Origin of the sequence: Sediminibacterium roseum (assembly GCF_009939005.1) — a bacterium.
Lineage (GTDB): Bacteria > Bacteroidota > Bacteroidia > Chitinophagales > Chitinophagaceae > Sediminibacterium > Sediminibacterium roseum.
The window spans coordinates 188,325-204,959 of the sequence record NZ_JAACJS010000015.1 but is presented as its reverse complement, the minus strand read 5'-3'; the positions used below and the strand labels follow the sequence as shown (position 1 = coordinate 204,959).

Below are 16,635 nucleotides of genomic sequence, written 5' to 3'. Positions count from 1 at the left end.
TAGCTGTGCAGCAGATGGATGTTAACAATATTTTCTCTCTACCAAACGAAGATGGTGCGTTTATGGATGCCTGTATCCGCACTTTCCGCTTTCAATATGCCGAAAACCCGGTATACAGGCAGTGGTGCGATCTTACCGCTGTCTCCGAACCAATGACACCGGCGTCCATCCCTGCGTTGCCTGTTTCTTTTTTCAAAACTCATGCGGTTACCACCACGTCCTTTGTTCCTGCTACTGTTTTTGAAAGCAGCGGCACCACGAAAACCAATACCAGCAGGCATCTTGTAAAAGATGTGTCGGTTTACCGGGACAGTTTTCTCAAGGCTTTTTCGATGTTTTATGGTGCGGTGCAGGATTGGTGCATCCTCGGCCTGCTGCCCTCTTACCTCGAGCGGCAACATTCCTCACTTGTAATGATGGTGGATGAGCTCATCCGCCGCAGCGGCCACGCTGCCAGCGGTTTTTACCTGGATGAGCACCAGAAACTGGCCGAAACACTGGCCTTGTTGGAGTCGCAGCAGCAAAAGACGCTGTTGATCGGCGTTACATTCGGATTGCTTGATTTTGCCGCCGTGCACCCGCAGCAACTCAGGTCAACCATCGTCATGGAAACCGGCGGTATGAAGGGCCGCCGCAAAGAACTCACGCGTGCGGAAGTGCATGGGTTGCTGGGCAAAGGGTTTGGGGTTGAAAAGATCCATTCTGAATACGGCATGACCGAACTGCTCAGCCAGGCCTATTCTGCTGGCGACGGAAGGTTTGTTTGCCCGCCATGGATGAAAGTGCTTGTGCGTGACGAAGAAGACCCGCTTTCGGTAAAACCCACCGGCCGCGGCCTGTTACAGGTGATCGACCTCGCCAACCAATACAGTTGTTCTTTTATTGCAACGGAGGATGTTGGGGTGGTACATGAAGACGGCAGCTTCGAGGTATGGGGAAGGCTGGATCACAGCGATGTAAGGGGGTGCAGCCTGCTGGTCACCAATTATTGATTTCCCGGCGATCGTCATTTTTTTTCCGCAAATCCGCCCTGATCGCCCTGAAAAATAGCATCTCCACGAAAAACCTGCTTAATCTCTTTGCTTTTCATTCCGATCTCCTATATTTGCAGCCCTGAATTAATTATCACCCGGTAATTAATAATCGAGGCCCAGGTGGCGAAATTGGTAGACGCACTGTGTTCAGGTCGCAGCGTTCGCAAGGATGTGCTGGTTCGAATCCAGTCCTGGGCACCACAAAGGAAAGGTTAATCGCCTTTCCTTTTTTTATGCACAGATCTTCGGAACAACAGGCCAGGATCGCGGGATTTACAACTACCGTTGTTCCTTCAAAAAAAAACATGATCTCTTCATTCTCCGCAAAGTGTCCTCTCCGCAACAAAAAACAACAAACCTGTTCCCCGCAAATGTCTCCCAACGGGGACTTTGCGGTCGGGGTGCTGCACATTTGCTCTTAATATTGAAGGTGCTTACATTCGTGATTGCGTTGATGAATGATAAACGCGTGCTGCGCAAAGTCCCCGTTGGGAGACATTTGCGGCGAACTGTCGTGACTAATGATTGGTTGGAAAGGACACTATGCGGAGAATGACAAAACCAGATGTTCATTCTCCGCAAAGTGTCCTCTCCGCAACAAAAAACAACAAACCTGTTCCCCGCAAATGTCTCCCGCAGGGGACTTTGCGGTCGGGGTGCTGCACATTTGCTCTTAATATTGAAGGTGCTTACATTCGTGATTGCGTTTACGAATGATAAACCCGTGCTGCGCAAAGTCCCCTGCGGGAGACATTTGCGGCGAACTGTCGTGACTAATGATTGGTTGGAAAGGACACTATGCGGAGAATGAATATGTTTTTGCAATGAGAGAAGGAACAATATACGTTTACTCAAATAAAGGGGTCGTGGCTACAATTCCTTTATCCACATTTAAAAAGTAGAATTAATGCGTGTCATTCTATTACTAACGATGGTGTTTAACAGTATCCTGTCATTTGCGAATGAAGGTGAAACAACTGATATTTATAAGCGCTCTTTACTGTTGTATTTGTCCAACGCTAAAGTTGATACTGTATATATACTTAAATGTTTCGACATGAAATGCCCTCAAAAGTAGGGCGGTTTCAAATAGTAGATTTTGAAAATTCCAAAAGTAATCTTGTAAAAGACAAGGGTGCCATTCATGCCATTAAAATCATGCCTATGGAGATTAATAAAGGAGTGATTGAAATTACTTTAGTTGATTTTTTAATCAGCGATGAGAAGGGAGAACGTATTCTGGTTAATTCAGGTAGTCAAACGTTTAGTTACAAATACAATTCAGCTAACAAACAATATGTCTTAATTAACAAAACCAGACACTCTTTTTAAAGTTTGAATATTAAACAATCAATTTCAGCCACCTCATAAACGGGGTGGTTTTTTTATGCCCATAAATCAACAACTATGAATACAGAAAACCCAAACTGCTTCGTGTATGAGGCAGGAGAATTAAAGATTGAACTGTTAGGGGGTGTAAGGATAGATACTCTTGACAGGATGAGAGTTACGATGAAAGTAACGGTAGTTAACAGGAAACACAAGCAATACATGGACAACGAGGAATTGGCAGGATTATCAGTCAGGCATAATTTGGATTTGTATAATGACATGCAAAATCCGGCCGCCCAGACCACTTTATTCCGGAGCAAAGTGACCATTTATTTTGCTGGCGAACTTTTGCTGGAGCCTAATGTGTAATACGCGTACAATCAATAACTTTAATTCCGGTAAGCCTGAGTCTCTTTCCACTGGACAAAGTGGGCAGCGGGAACCGGACAAGCCTGCTCACTTTCACCGGATTTTGCAAAATGGCATCAATAATCAAAATTATGGGAATGTTTTTTGACTACTTGTTTTACATGATTTGCCAGATGTATGACAAATCCATTAAAAATAATTCCGAATCAATATCAGCTGGAATTATCGGAGGATTGCAAGCATTCAATATCCTGACATTTGGATTGTTGATTTCATTTTATTATGAAAACAAGTTAATAATATCCAATCCTTTTACCATTGTATCCGTAATATTGGTTTTTCAGGTGATTACATACATACGATATCTTTATAGAAAAAATCACTCTTATGAAGTGGTTGAACAAAAATGGGAGACAAAACCAGATGATTGGAAAGTGCAATATAGGATATATGGTTTAGCATATGTTCTTATCAGCATAGTATCGTTCATTGGGCTGTCTATATATATTGGAACTAAAAACTACGATATTTAATTAACTAACAATAAGGTAGCCTCTCCACAACGAATTTTTTCAAACGATGCTAATAGATGAAACCTCCGCCAGATTGGCCACCATGTTTCTTCCCGAAACGCAACGCAAAAGAAAGCTCGATGCTTTGCACGGCATTGTACGCATTGCGCACATCGGAATTAACAACATCGTAAGAAATGCCAAACAACCATGTCTTGGATTCGATGCCTGCATAAGGATAAAATGAATCCCCGAAACGGTTCCACACACCGAGGTTGATGCTTTCAATGGTATCATCTTTTGTATGCATCTTATACAGTGCCCCGAGTGTAAAAATGGTATTGTTTCCCTGGATGTCTGTAAGCGTGCTGAAATGTAATTCGTCTTTACTGGCCATGCGTGTAAATACAGATCCCTGTATGTTGTAACGCATCGGTACCTTATATGTGCTTCCGTTGTATGTGCCTTGTGTAGGACTGCTCAGGTGAAAAGCCGCGAAACCCAATGCATAACCGCCTTTGGGCTTGTTGCTGCTCAAATGCGCGCCAATGTTCATATCAAAATAATTGGCCGATAATACATTTACAGGATCGCCCGAACTTACACTGCGCTGGAAACCCATGCTGCCAAACTGCGACTGGAAAGTGAATTTGCTTGCATCGAGCATTCGGTTGGCGAACGAACCGGTCATGCCTATTCCAAGTTGCTGGCTTCCATCACCGGAAAGGGCGATGTTGTATGCGATCGATGCATTGATGAAATTGTTTTTCAGCAGGCCCGAATTAGAGGCATCGCTGAGCATGGAAAGACCGAGTCCCCAGTTGCTGTTGCCCGTTGTTCCCGCATGAAAACTTTTTTCAAGTGAAACGGCGGTTGTTGTAAAAGGCGCGATCGTGCCTCCCCACCATTGTGCGCGGTACGTGCCGATGGCGCGCCAGTTGTCTACGCCTTTGCCTGTTAATGCCGGGTTCACAGATGAAGGTGAACTGAAATATTGTGAAAAGTGTGGATCCTGTGCTTTACCGGTATTACACACGAATACCAGTAAAACGATCGACATGCAGTGCAATAGGAAATTCTTTTTCATACGTAATTTTTAGAACGTTTGATCATCATTTTGTTGTTCTACCTCAATAAGGTTACCGTACCCTGCTGGGCCACCGTGAAGCCATTGCGGTGCATTCCCTCCATGGTCCACACATAAGTATCCAGTGGCAGTGGCTGGTTATTCAGCTTGCCATCCCATCCTTTGGTCGGATCCGTTGTTTCAAATACTTTTTTGCCATTGCGGTTGAAGACCCTGAAATAACGCAGCTGCGTGATATAGATGGTGTTGGCATAAAGAATATCATTGATGCCGTCTCCATTCGGGGTGAATACCGAAGGCACGTAGATAAAATTATCAAACACTTTAATCAGCAAGGTATCCACGGTTAAGCAACCGGAAGCCGCAGTGATGTTGATGTTGTAAGATCTTTCCGCATTAATGGAAACGATCGGGTTGCTGATCGTTGAATTGGAAAGGCCGGTTGGTGGTGACCACTGGTAGCTTGTTCCAATGTTCCTTGCCTGTAACGTTACGGGTTCTGCGACCATGATGCTCATTGTTGGCATGCGGATGGCCGCAACCGGTGCAACAACAGGAATTACCTTTGTAACACTGTCGGCAACAGAGGGGCACAATTGCGTAGAAACTTTCAACTTCATATTGTAATTGCCCACTGCAGTATACGTGAATGATGGCGCAACCGCTGTGGATGTATTGCCCAGGTTATCGCTCCACAAATAATTGAGTGCGATGTTGCCTGTAACAGTAGATGTATTGTTGAAGGCGATGGCCTTATTCGTACAATAACTATCGAATGTATAAGCAGCAACAGGAGTTGGTACAACATTCACCGTAACCGTTACCGGTAATGGGCCGGATGATGCACCGAGACTATTGGTTCCCATGATATAATAAGTGCCGGAAGTGGTAACCGCAGCCGGTGTGGTAAGCGCAACCGTTGCAGCTGCATCGTTGAAATAAGTAAAGGTCAGGCCGCCATCGCTTCCCGCTGTTACTGCAGAAGCAGTGAGATCAACCGTTGACGGTGCACATACCGGTGCGGGATTGTTGATGGTTACACCTATTTTCCCGATCGTATATACCTGGCCCGTAGTAAACGCCGCATTGGAAATATTTCCGGCCGCATCTGTAATGCCCGTACCGGTAGCTTTCAGGTCGAGGCGAATGGTTCCGTTACCTGAGCCCGTATTTACCACCGCTGTATAAGTAGTTCCCGTTCCGGTGAGTGATGCGATGGATGTTCCGGTGACGAATGTAGAAGTGGTTAATGTAAAATCACCCGCGTCCACACCCGTAACCGGCTCCGTAAACGTAATCGTATACTGCACGTTAGCGGCACCGCTCGGCGATGGGTTCGCACGTGTGATGCTGGCTATTGTTGGCAATGTTCTGTCGTAAGTAACCGTCGTGTTTCCCGTGGTCGCAGTGGCAACTACGCCAATGTTTCCAACCGCATCTGTAGAACCGATGGTGAAGGCAATATCGCCTTCGGGATCGGTGGCTTTGAGGGTATAGGAACCTGTCCAGTTGTTGCCCGTCGTATTGGTAGGCGTGATCAGGTTGCCGGCAATCGTTGCAGTTGCCGTTACGATGGGCTCGCTTGCTGTGAAATTCAGTGTTACGATATCGCCCGTTTTCGCAAGTGTTGTATTTGCATTGTTTGAAGCGATGGATACCGTTGTCATTACAGGAGGCGTTTTGTCGATCGTTACCACCTGCCCTGCAAAAGGAAGTGCGTTGCTCAGTCCAGGCAGGAGCCCGTTGCTGTTCGCCATGTTCAGTGTGAGGTTACCGCTTCCTGCAGAACCTGTGTACACGGTAACGTTCCATGTGGTGCCGCTTCCCGTTACCGCTGTAATGAATGGATTGGCGATCGTACCCGTTGTGCTTATCGAGAAATTAGCGATCCCGAGGCCGGTCATCGCCTGCGCAAAAGTAACCGTATAATTTACGAGGTTGATATTCGTAACCGCATTGCCCGTTCGGTTGATAGACGACAATGGCCCGAGTGTGGTAAACGTTTGTACCGCACCATAATTGGTGGTAGCCAGGTTGGTTGCATAAGCGCGCACCGAATACGCGGTAGCGGGTTGGAGACCCGTTATCGCCTGCGCAAACGTACCGAGGCCGGCGCCGATGGCTACCTTGGTGTCAGCGATGGTAGGTGTGCCTGATCCTGCAACATATACAATGCCTCTTTCCGAAACAGGGGATCCCCCGATATTCGTCACATTGCCGCCCAGCGTTGCGCCATTACCCGAAACGGCAGTGGCCCCGGTGGTGCTTACGGATGCACCCGCCGGTATAAAGCTGAACGTATTGCCATAAGCCGTTCCCGCCGAATTGACCGCATAGGCGCGTACATAATATACGGTGCCCAGCGCAAGTCCGCCCAGGGTTTGTGTAAACGTTCCCGCACCCACACCCATCTGTATTTTGGTATCGGTCACAGTAGGTGTGGTGCTTACTGTAGAATATACGACGCCCCTTTCCGTTACCGCCGCTCCTCCCGAAAAGCTGATGTTGCCGCCGATGGTGGCCGTTGTATTGGTAATGTCTGCAATCTCCGCCGTAGTGAGCAGGGGTGGAACCGGGTTGGTGGTAAAGCTCACGACCGCCCCATACGCGGTTCCGACCACATTGGTGGCATAGGCCCTTACGTAGTACAAAGTACCGCCGGTCAGTCCTGTAACATTCTGCGAGTACACACCGGTACCTGTTCCGATCACAACTTTGGTATTGCTTAGCGTGGGTGTTGGGTTAACGGATGAGTACACGATCCCTCTTTCGATCACGGCGGCGCCGCCATCAGCGGTTACGTTTCCACCCGCGGTTGCAGATGAAGCGGTAACAAGGGAGATGGCCCCGGTGGTTACAAAGGGAACCAATGTATCAGTTGCAACAGGTACGGGCGGTTGTGCATGCGCCTGCAACTGTATCAGCATTAGTGTACATAGAACGAACAGCGATCTGAACACTGCATTTCGTATGACCGTATTGGATTTTTTCACTAGCTAGGCTTTTAAAATTCTTGTATATCGTTTCTTTTGTTATTCTTTGATTACCTGTTTGGTTGTCCTGCCCGCATCATTGATCACTTCCACAAAGTATGAGCCTGCGGCAAGATCCGGCGCCTGGATCCTGATGGTGGCAATACCCGGCGCCCCGGTTGCTGTTTTAACAACACGTCCCAGCATGTTCACCAACCGGACTTTTGTTGTGCTGGTTGCTGAAACAGCGCTTCTTCCGAGCTGGATGATCAATTCATCTTTGAACGGATTCGGCATGAACCTGATGTTATCCTGCACATCTGTAACCGGTGCCGTTACCTGTTTGGCGAAATTGACCGCCAGTTCAAAACGGTTGTTTCCTTTGCTCGCTTCTTCTGCGGTGATGGCAAATGAATACCCGTCGTTCACTTTCTCAAGCGGTGTTTCCGTGTTGAGCAGTTTATCTCTCAGGAACAGGCGCACATTCGATGGCATATCGTACGCCACCACTTTGATACGGAACGATGCATCCACTACCTGTGTATTGATACCCAGTGGGATGATCTCTTCGCGACTGAATGAATCGCTTCTTGAATCGATACAGAGATTGCGTTTGTCTGAAGAGATGCTGTAGAAGTCGAACAATTCATTGTTCAGTTTCAATCCGTCATACACATCTGTACCGGCAGAACCTGCTTTGTTGTCCCAACGCAGCTTGATGTCATCCCATGTTCCGCGTTTGTTTTCTACCTGCAGTGTAAGTTTCGATGTTTTGCCGGAACCCATTATGGAGATCGCTGTTTTGTCAACCGCTTTGCTGGCCTCATCGAACCTTATCACGTTACCGGCTGCTTTCGCCTGTACAAAGAAGGCACCGAACGGTGGAATGATGATATCGGTACTTCCATCATTTGTGTATGCATCCATACCACCTCTCATTTCCTGGTTGGGCGTATTGGAGATACCTGCGTTCTTGGAAGGATTGAACACGTAGATGGTATTGACCACACCGGTAGCTGAATTGTTGGCAGATAAAAGCCCGCCGCCATTGCTTTTCAGCGACCTGATATTGATCGGTGCGGCATACGGATTGCCAACAAGGTTGAACGATGAATTGGTTGCATTAACGCCCAGCACATAATCGTTCAATGTTCCCTGGTTCAATGTTCCGGTAACATCTGCTGCGAAAGCCGTCGGCTCATCGGCGGTTGTATAAGAACTGAGTCCCTCGGTTCCTTTACCCCTCACAAGTGCCATGATACCACGCGCCACAGACCACAACGGCGTTGCTGCCGTATTAGGTGCCATGGTTAAAGGTTTCTGGTAGAATGCAGGTGATGCAGCTACTGAATCGTAATACAATACAGAAGGGCCTGAGTAACCCAAACCAGAGACGAAACCTCCGCCGTTACCGGTGATCGCGAAATTATCGGTCAGTTGGTTAAGTCCCATTGGCGCGTTGAATGGATGTCCCAATCCCCTGAAACCACGTTGGCCCGTTAACCATCTCTGTGCCGTAACCTGTCCAACAATCGCCGAACCCGCAGGGATCGCACCCACACTTGCCGTACCGCTTGCCGTAGAAACCAGTACCAGGTTGTTGCCTGTATTCAGGTTACCCGCAGTGATCTTGAGCAGACCCGTAAGGCTTTGCGTATTGCCCGCGCCCGGCGCGATAGACAATTGTGTCGGATTGTTAACCGTGAGGTTACTGATCGAACCCGTACCGCTCAGGGTTTGTGCAAGCGTGCCGCCGAAGGTAAGCGCTCCCGTACCCGAGATCGTTCCGCTGTTGACGGCATTGCCCAATACCTGCAGCCCGCCTGTAATGGTAAGACCTGCATTTGCATTGATCGTTAAATTATTAACTGATTCATTACCTGTGATGACCGGTAAGGTATTCGCATTGGTAACCACCGCTGATTTTGTACTGCCTGGAACGCCATTGGTCCAGTTGGCCGTGTTGTTCCATGCATTGCCCACATTGCCTGTCCAGCTTGTTCTCGGTTTCGTTATGGTAATGGTATAAGCATTCGTAGTAACGCCATCCGCCGCGGTTACAGAAATTGTGATGAGGGTGATATCGTTTGTTACATCAATTCCCTGAACCGGTACACCACTTGTAGCCGTGAGGCCATTCACTTTAAGCGTTGCAGAAACCTCTGCTGCCGTAACGGTAAGTGCAAGCGTATTTATTGTTTCTCCGATCAGCGCTGCATAATTGGTTGTGGTACTTGTGAATACAGGAGACAATGTACCTGTACTCATCGTGATCGATACAAGGTTGGTATTGGTTGATGCACCTGATGCGCGAGTCACAACAACCTGGTATGCTTTGGATGTGATTCCATCCACAGCCGTTGTTCTGATGTTGAGCGTATTGGCGCCAACGGTGAGTGAGATCAATCCTGAAGGACTGCCGCTTGTAACCGTGATTCCATTTACGGTAACCACACCCGTTACATCTGCCAGGGTAGGCGTAACCGTGATGCTCGATGTTCCGTTCGGCACGGTAGAAGTATAATTCAGCGTTGCCGGTGTAAACGTAGGAGCGAGTACGCCTGTACTCAGCCTCAGTGAGGAAAGTTCAGCATTGTTGCCTGCGGCGCGTGTAACGACCACCTGGTAAGTGCTCTTCGTAACACCGTCCTGCGCCGTTACTACAACATTGATCGTATTCGATCCTATTGCAAGACTGATAGAGTCTGATGCAGTCCCGCTTGTAACCGTGATTCCATTCACTTTAACCGTAGAGCTAACTTCAGCCGTTGTAGGCGTCACCGTCATGGATGTTGTTCCGAACGGTACGGCCACTGTGTAGTTAAGCTGGCCCGGCGAGAAAGAAGAACTCAGCGTACCACTGCTCACCGTGAGTGAAGCAAGAAGGGAATTGACATTCGGCAAACGGGTAACCGTTACTTTATAAAGTTGTGATGTAACACCATCCGCCGCGGTTACCGCGATATTGAATACATTGCCGCTACCCACGTTCAGGGACAGAGCGCCCGAAGGAGATCCGCTGGTAACTGTGAGGCCATTGACCACGATCGTAGCAGAAACATTCGCTGCCGTTGCAACTGCTATTGCAGTAAGCGTGGCATTGGATACCGTTGCTGTATAGTTCAGCACACCAGTGCTGAATGTTGGACTGATCGTGCCGGATATCAGGCTGAGTGCCGACAGGCCTGCATCGGATGATACGGCGCGTGTAACATTGAAGACATACGTTTTCGTTGTTACGCCATCACCTGCCGTAGATACCACCGTGATCGGATTTGTTCCGATGGCCAGTGAGACAGGCAGCGATGAAGTTCCGCTCACAACCGGATTGCCATTCACCGTAACCGTTGTACCCGGTACGTCTACGGTTGGTGTTAAGGTGATCGAAGTTACCAGGTTACCTACGCTTACATTGTAGCTGGTGGTAGACGCTGCAAACACAGGCGTCAACGTGCCATTGCTCACCACTACTGATGAAAGGTCTGCATTAACTGATGGGATCACCTGCAGGTTTCCGTTCACATAACTGATCACATAGTTGCCCGCCGTGAATGTTCCACCCGCAGCGCCAGATGGCGTGATAGGGTAGTTGCCCACCGTGGCCGCTACCGCTGCACCCACACTCGTGAATGCGACAGAACCAACGGTTTCGCCGTTGAGTAAACCTGTAGGTGTGAAGGCCGTACCGGTAAGGTTCGCCAGTGTATGGAAATTCTTCGTGACGTTTCCTGCAGTAATACTCAGCGCCGCAGGGTTGATCGTGATGTTACCACGTACATAAACAATATTGTAATTGGTTGATGTAAAGGTCCCGCCTGTTGCAGCAGAAGGGATGACCTTGTTGGTGTACAAGCCAACCGGGTCGGTAGTGGTATTACCATTTCCTCCGCCGCCCTCATAAACGATCGTAATCGAACCGATGGTTTCTGCATTCACCAGTCCTGTAGACGTAAAGGCAGTAGAGCCCGCGCCACCGGTGAGTGTGGCACCATACGTTTTGGCCACGTTTGTTGCCGTAACGGTAAGCGCCGCAGCATTAACGGTGAGGTCACCCGCGATGTAACTTATCGAATAGTTATTGGTATTGAATGTTCCGCCGGTTGCAGCTGAAGGTGTGATCTTACCCGCGTACACGGCCACAGGATCCGTTGCCGTATTACCGTTGCCTCCGCCTGCGGTGTATGAAATCGTAACGCTACCGATGGTCTGTGCATGTACAAGTCCCGACGGAACAAAGGCCGTAGAACCGGATACGCCAGACAATACTGTGCCATAGGTTTTACTTCCATTGTTCGCAGTAACCGTTACTGCTTTTTTGGCAACATTGCTCGATGTGGTTGCTATGCTTTTGTTGACCGCGCTCGTACTTGTTGCAACCACGTTTCCTGTATATGTTCCGAAGGCGGTGCTATCGCTCAGTCTTACATAAACCGTTGTTGATGCAATGCTTCCCGCTCCACCTACTGTGATCGGGATGCCTTGCCCTGCATACCCTGTTGTGCCGCCTGCTGTTTGTGATACTTCATATCCGGCGGGCGGTGTTATAAGGATACCCGCAACCATGTTGGCACCGGAAACTGTAAACGTTGCCGGTGTTGCTGATGCGGTACCATATACCGTATTCACCGCTCCGAGTGTGCCCACGATGGTAATGGTAGGCATACCGCTTACGGTAACACCGTTGGTGATGTCTGCAACGGTTACCGCCGCATCGGCGCCTGATGCCCAGTCTTCTGCAGCGGCCAGGTTATAGGTTGTTGCATCTGTAGAAGCCGTTCCGTCTTTGTTGAGCAATGCATTCACAGCAGCTTTATCCGCCGTGTTCAGCGTTACAAAGAACGAGGTGGCCGAGTTGAGGTCTACAGAACCGCTGGTTAACTGGCGTGTGCCGCCGGCTTCACCGGTGAGGGTGAGTTTGGTAACATCGATGTCGTTGTTTGCTCCTGTGAGTTTCAGTAAGTCTGTTCCTGTAACCGCCAGTACGCCCGTAACAGGATCGTAGACCGCAGAAGTGATCGTTGGTACGGCAACAGCGCTTACTGTAACCGCATTGCCTGTAAGATCAGCAACCGTTAGAGAGGCGTCCGCGCCAGCGGCCCAGTCCTCAGCCGCAGCGAGGTTATAGGTAACGCCGCTTGTGCCGGAGCTGCCATTTTTATTCATGAATGCATTCACCGCCGCTTTATCTGCCGGGTTAAGCGTTACACTGAATGACGTGCCGTCTGTGATCTCCACATTGCCCGTAGTAAGGGCGAGGGAAGCTTCACCCGTGAGGGTGAGTTTACCAATGGTGATATCGTTCGCAGCGCCTGCATTTCTCACGAAGCCCGTTCCTGTTACACTAAGCACGCCTGTAGATGCATTGTATGCAGCAGAAGTGATCGTTGGCACCGCCACATTGCTTACAGTGATGCCATTGCCTGTAGCATCAACAGTCGTTACCGATGCATCCGCTCCGCGGTTCCAGTCTTCGGCGGCTTCCAGGTTATAGGTTGTTGCATTGGTTGACGCGGTACCGTTTTTATTGATGATCATATTCACCGCGGCCCTGTCCGTGGCGCCGAGTCCCAGTGCAAATGAAGTTGGTGAAAGCAGTTCTGCATCTATTGTATTCGACGTAAGGGTATAAGTCAAACCTCCTTCTCCCACAAACTTGAATTTGGTTGCATCGATGTCATTTCCTGCCCCGGATTTAGAAAGGAGCGCCGTACCTGTTACGGTGAGCACGCCCGTTGCCGCATCATAAACAGATGAAGTGATCGTTGGCACCGGCACACTGCTTACAGTGATGCCATTACCTGTCAGGTCTGCAATGGTCACGCCTGCATCAGCGCCCGCGTTCCAGTCTTCAGCAGCAGCAAGGTTATAAGTCGTGCCACCGGTTGAAGCTGTGCCGTTGTTGTTGAGCAGGAGTTCAACACCTGCCTTATCTGTGGCGCCCAACGTTAATGCAAACGAGGTTCCTGATAAGATATCCACGTTCGCTGTATTTGAAGTAAGCAGGTAAGTTGCGCCGCCCTCACCGGTAATGGTGAATTTGGTTGCAATGATGTCATTGGCAGGATTGAATATTTTAAGGAAGCCTGTACCCGTTACGGTAAGCACACCCGAAACAATATCATAGGCCGCAGCGGTAATGGTTGGTACCGGTACGTTGCTTACAGTGATTGGATTGCCTACATTGTCTGCAATTGTCAAAGCCGCATCGGCACCGCTGTTCCAGTCTTCAGTAGCGCTAAAGTTATACGTAACCAGACCTGTAGAAGAAGTTCCTGCTTTATTAAGGATCTTGGCAAGCCCTATTTTGTCTGCAGCGTTTACTGTTACGGCAAACGAGGTTCCGTCGATGATCTCTGCGCCAGCAGTAGTAAGTGTATAACCAGCTTCGCCCGCGAAATTGAACTTGGTGAGGTTTATATCATTGGACGCGCCTGATGATTTCAGGAAGCCTGTTCCCGTTACTGTCAATACACCTGATGTTGCATCGTATGTTGCTGATGTGACCGTTGGTATGGCCACACCGCTTGCCGTTACCGTGTTGGTAGGGTCCGCGATGGTTACAGATGCATCCGCACCGCGGTCCCAGTCTTCATTGGCGATGAGGTTGTAAGCGGTTGCGCCGGTAGAAGCCGTACCATTTTTATTGATGAATTCATTGACCTTGGCCCTGTCCGCTGTACCGAGTACCATTACAAATGATGTAGCGGAAATGATCTCTGCATCCGGTGTTGCGCCGGTGAGGGTAAACATTGCGCCGCCTTCACCCGCAAACGTGATCTTGGTTGCATCAATGTCATTGGCTGCGCCGGATTTTGCAAGCAGTCCCGTACCTGTAACAGTCAGGATACCCGTTCCTGCGTCATACAATGCAGAAGTGATCGTTGGTACCGGCACGCTGGTTACAGTAATCACATTGCCGGTAAGATCAGCCACATTCACTGTTGCATCAGCACCGGTGATCCAGTCTTCTGCAGCTGCGAGGTTGTATGTGGTTCCGCCTGTTGAAGCCGTTCCATTGTTGTTCAATAACAGATCCACGGCGGCCTTATCCGTTGCCCCGAGGGTAAGGGTGAATTCGGTTGCCGACAACACATCGGCATTTGCAGTATTCGAAGTAAGCGGATAAGTACCACTGCCTTCGCCCGTAAAGGTGAATTTAGCTGCATCGATATCATTCGCTGCACCGGTAAGTTTAACGAACCCGGTTCCTGTAACGGTTAACACACCTGTGACCACATCATAGGCCGCAGAAGTAATAACCGGCGTTGGTACATTAGACACTGAGATCGGGTTGCCGGTAAGGTCCGCAATCGTAACAGCAGCATCTGCACCGGCCGCCCAGTCTTCTGCAGCTGCCAGGTTATAGGTAGCGCCACCGGTTGATGTTAACCCGGCTTTATTGATGATGACATTAAGGGCCGTCCTGTCTGCCGCGCTCAAAGTAACAGCAAACAATGAACCTGAAAGGATGTCCACATTCGTTGTATGCGCGATGGTATAAGTCAGGTTGTCTTCCCCTGTAATGGTCAGTTTGGCAAGGTCGATCTCATTACCTGCGCCAGCCAGTTTAAAGAGTGATGTACCGGTTACGGTAAGTACACCCGATGTTCCATCATAGAGCGCCGATGTAATGGTTGGTACTGCTACATTACTTACAGTGATGCCATTACCCGCAAGATCCTGGATCGCGGCAGGAGCACCTGCGCCTGCGTTCCAGTTGTCAAGCGCCCTCAGGTTGTAGGTTGTGCCGCTGGTAGAAGTGGTGCCGTTTTTATTAACCAAGGCATCCACACCGGCTTTATCCATCGCTCCCAATGTAATGCTGAAGCTGGTGGATGAAAAGATGTCTACATTAGCCGTTGCCCCCGTAAGTAAATAACCAGTGCCCTCGCTTTCGATGGAAAGTTTTGTTACATCGATGTCATTGCCACTGCCTGTGAGACTGAGTATGCCCACGCCTGTTACCGCAAGCACACCTGTTGTTACATTATAAGTGGCGGAAGTAATGGTAGGTACCGGAACGTTGCTTACAAAAAGGGTAGTGGTGGCATCTGCAATGTTTACACCTGCATCAGCACCTGCGTTCCAGTCTTCGGCGGCAGCGATGTTATAAGAAGTGCCTCCTGTTGAGCTGAATCCATTGCTGTTCAATATTTCTTTCAGTGCAATTGCATCTGCCGCGCCTATTGTAATGGTGGCGCTGGTTGCGTTGTTGATGTCAACATCAGCTGTAGCGGAAGTCAATGTATAAGTATTTCCACCTTCACCCGTAAAGGTGAATTTGGTGGCGATGATTTCATTCGCTGCATTTACCAGTTTCAGGAATCCTGTACCCGTCAAGATCAGCGAACCCGTAGTGCCGGTAAACGCCAAGGTTGCCGATGCAATAGATGGTGTAAGCGGATTGGATACGGTAACTGCACTTGTAACATCGGCTATCGTAAGACTCGCATCCGCGCCAACGTTCCAGTCTTCAAGGGCAGCCAGGTTAAACGCGGCACCTCCTGTTGCGGTTGTTCCGGTTTTGTTCATGAATGTATTTGCAACGCTCATATCCGCTGCCGATAATTGCACAACGAAGCTTGTGGTTGATGTTACATCAACGCCACCACCCATCGATGCAGTCAGCACGCGCGACTGGTTTCCTTCTCCTACCAGTAAAAGATTGGTCAGGTTGATGTCATTGCCCGCGCCGGCCAGTTTCAGGAATCCGGTACCGGTTACGGTGAGCACACCACTGTTTGCATCGTAAAGTGCACTGGTGATAGTAGGGAGGGCCACATTGACTGCAGTGATTGGTGAAGTAGCATCCACGATCGTCACAGCTGCATCAGCACCCGCGTTCCAATCTTCCGAAGCGACCAGGTTATAAGTAGTGTTGCTGGTAGAAGTCGTACCATTTTTATTGATGATCAGGTTCACACGGTCCTTATCGGTAGCGTTAAGCCCGATGGCGAATGTTGTTGCATCTACGATGTCCGCGCTGTTGCCAGTAAGTGTATATGCACCGCCCTCGCCAACAAATGTGAGTTTGAGTGCGTTGATGTCGTTGTTAGAACCTGAAGCGGACAGGAATCCACTACCTGTTGCTGTCAGCACACCTGTTGCCGCATCATAAGAAACCGATGCAATGGTTGGTACCGCTACATTGGAAACGGTGATTGGTGTAACCGCATCCACGATCGTCACAGCTGCATCAGCGCCTGCGTTCCAGTCTTCCGAAGCGATCATGTTGTAGGCAATCGTGTTGGTAGAGCTGTTGCCATTCTTATTAAAGATGAGGTTGATGGCGCTCTTGTCTGTTGCATTGAGCCCGATGGCAAAAGTTG

At 49.1% G+C, this 16,635-nt stretch carries 6 protein-coding genes and 1 tRNA gene; 4 read left to right on the top strand and 3 right to left on the bottom strand.

Annotation, left to right across the window (positions count from 1 at the left end):
* Positions 1-14 precede the first annotated feature (14 nt).
* The 4 genes from GWC95_RS12000 (at position 15) to GWC95_RS11985 (ending at position 2,735) form a co-directional block, all read left to right on the top strand.
* A complete protein-coding gene (locus GWC95_RS12000) occupies positions 15-992 on the top strand; it encodes a LuxE/PaaK family acyltransferase (protein ID WP_161820399.1) in 978 nt (325 codons plus the stop codon).
* 156 nt (positions 993-1,148) lie between these two features.
* Positions 1,149-1,235, top strand: a tRNA-Leu gene (locus GWC95_RS11995).
* Positions 1,236-2,096: 861 nt separating this feature from the next.
* On the top strand, positions 2,097-2,366 hold the full coding sequence (locus GWC95_RS11990) for a hypothetical protein (RefSeq protein WP_161818969.1): 270 nt from the start codon (positions 2,097-2,099) through the stop codon (positions 2,364-2,366).
* Positions 2,367-2,441: 75 nt separating this feature from the next.
* A complete protein-coding gene (locus GWC95_RS11985) occupies positions 2,442-2,735 on the top strand; it encodes a hypothetical protein (RefSeq protein WP_161818968.1) in 294 nt (97 codons plus the stop codon).
* A 582-nt stretch (positions 2,736-3,317) separates the two neighbouring features.
* Here GWC95_RS11985 and GWC95_RS11980 read toward each other — a convergent pair.
* Genes GWC95_RS11980 through GWC95_RS11970 form a run of 3 tightly spaced genes read right to left on the bottom strand, consistent with a single transcriptional unit; the run spans position 3,318 to position 16,537 of the window.
* Positions 3,318-4,334: a PorP/SprF family type IX secretion system membrane protein gene (locus tag GWC95_RS11980; RefSeq protein WP_161818967.1), complete on the bottom strand. Its 1,017-nt coding sequence runs from the start codon at positions 4,332-4,334 to the stop codon at positions 3,318-3,320.
* A 38-nt stretch (positions 4,335-4,372) separates the two neighbouring features.
* Entirely contained in the window at positions 4,373-7,327 is a 2,955-nt protein-coding gene (locus GWC95_RS19995) for a T9SS type B sorting domain-containing protein (RefSeq protein WP_161818966.1), read from the bottom strand.
* A gap of 39 nt (positions 7,328-7,366) precedes the next feature.
* Positions 7,367-16,537 carry a cadherin-like beta sandwich domain-containing protein gene (locus tag GWC95_RS11970; protein WP_237722146.1) on the bottom strand — a complete coding sequence of 3,057 codons (9,171 nt, stop codon included), beginning with the start codon at positions 16,535-16,537 and terminating at the stop codon, positions 7,367-7,369.
* Positions 16,538-16,635: the final 98 nt, after the last annotated feature.

Coding starts and splice junctions, on each gene's coding strand:
- GWC95_RS12000 (WP_161820399.1), top strand. CDS start 15: ATGGATGTTAACAATATTTTCTCTCTACCAAACGAAGATGGTGCGTTT.
- GWC95_RS11990 (WP_161818969.1), top strand. CDS start 2,097: ATGCCCTCAAAAGTAGGGCGGTTTCAAATAGTAGATTTTGAAAATTCC.
- GWC95_RS11985 (WP_161818968.1), top strand. CDS start 2,442: ATGAATACAGAAAACCCAAACTGCTTCGTGTATGAGGCAGGAGAATTA.
- GWC95_RS11980 (WP_161818967.1), bottom strand. CDS start 4,334: ATGAAAAAGAATTTCCTATTGCACTGCATGTCGATCGTTTTACTGGTA.
- GWC95_RS11970 (WP_237722146.1), bottom strand. CDS start 16,537: ATGATCGCTTCGGAAGACTGGAACGCAGGCGCTGATGCAGCTGTGACG.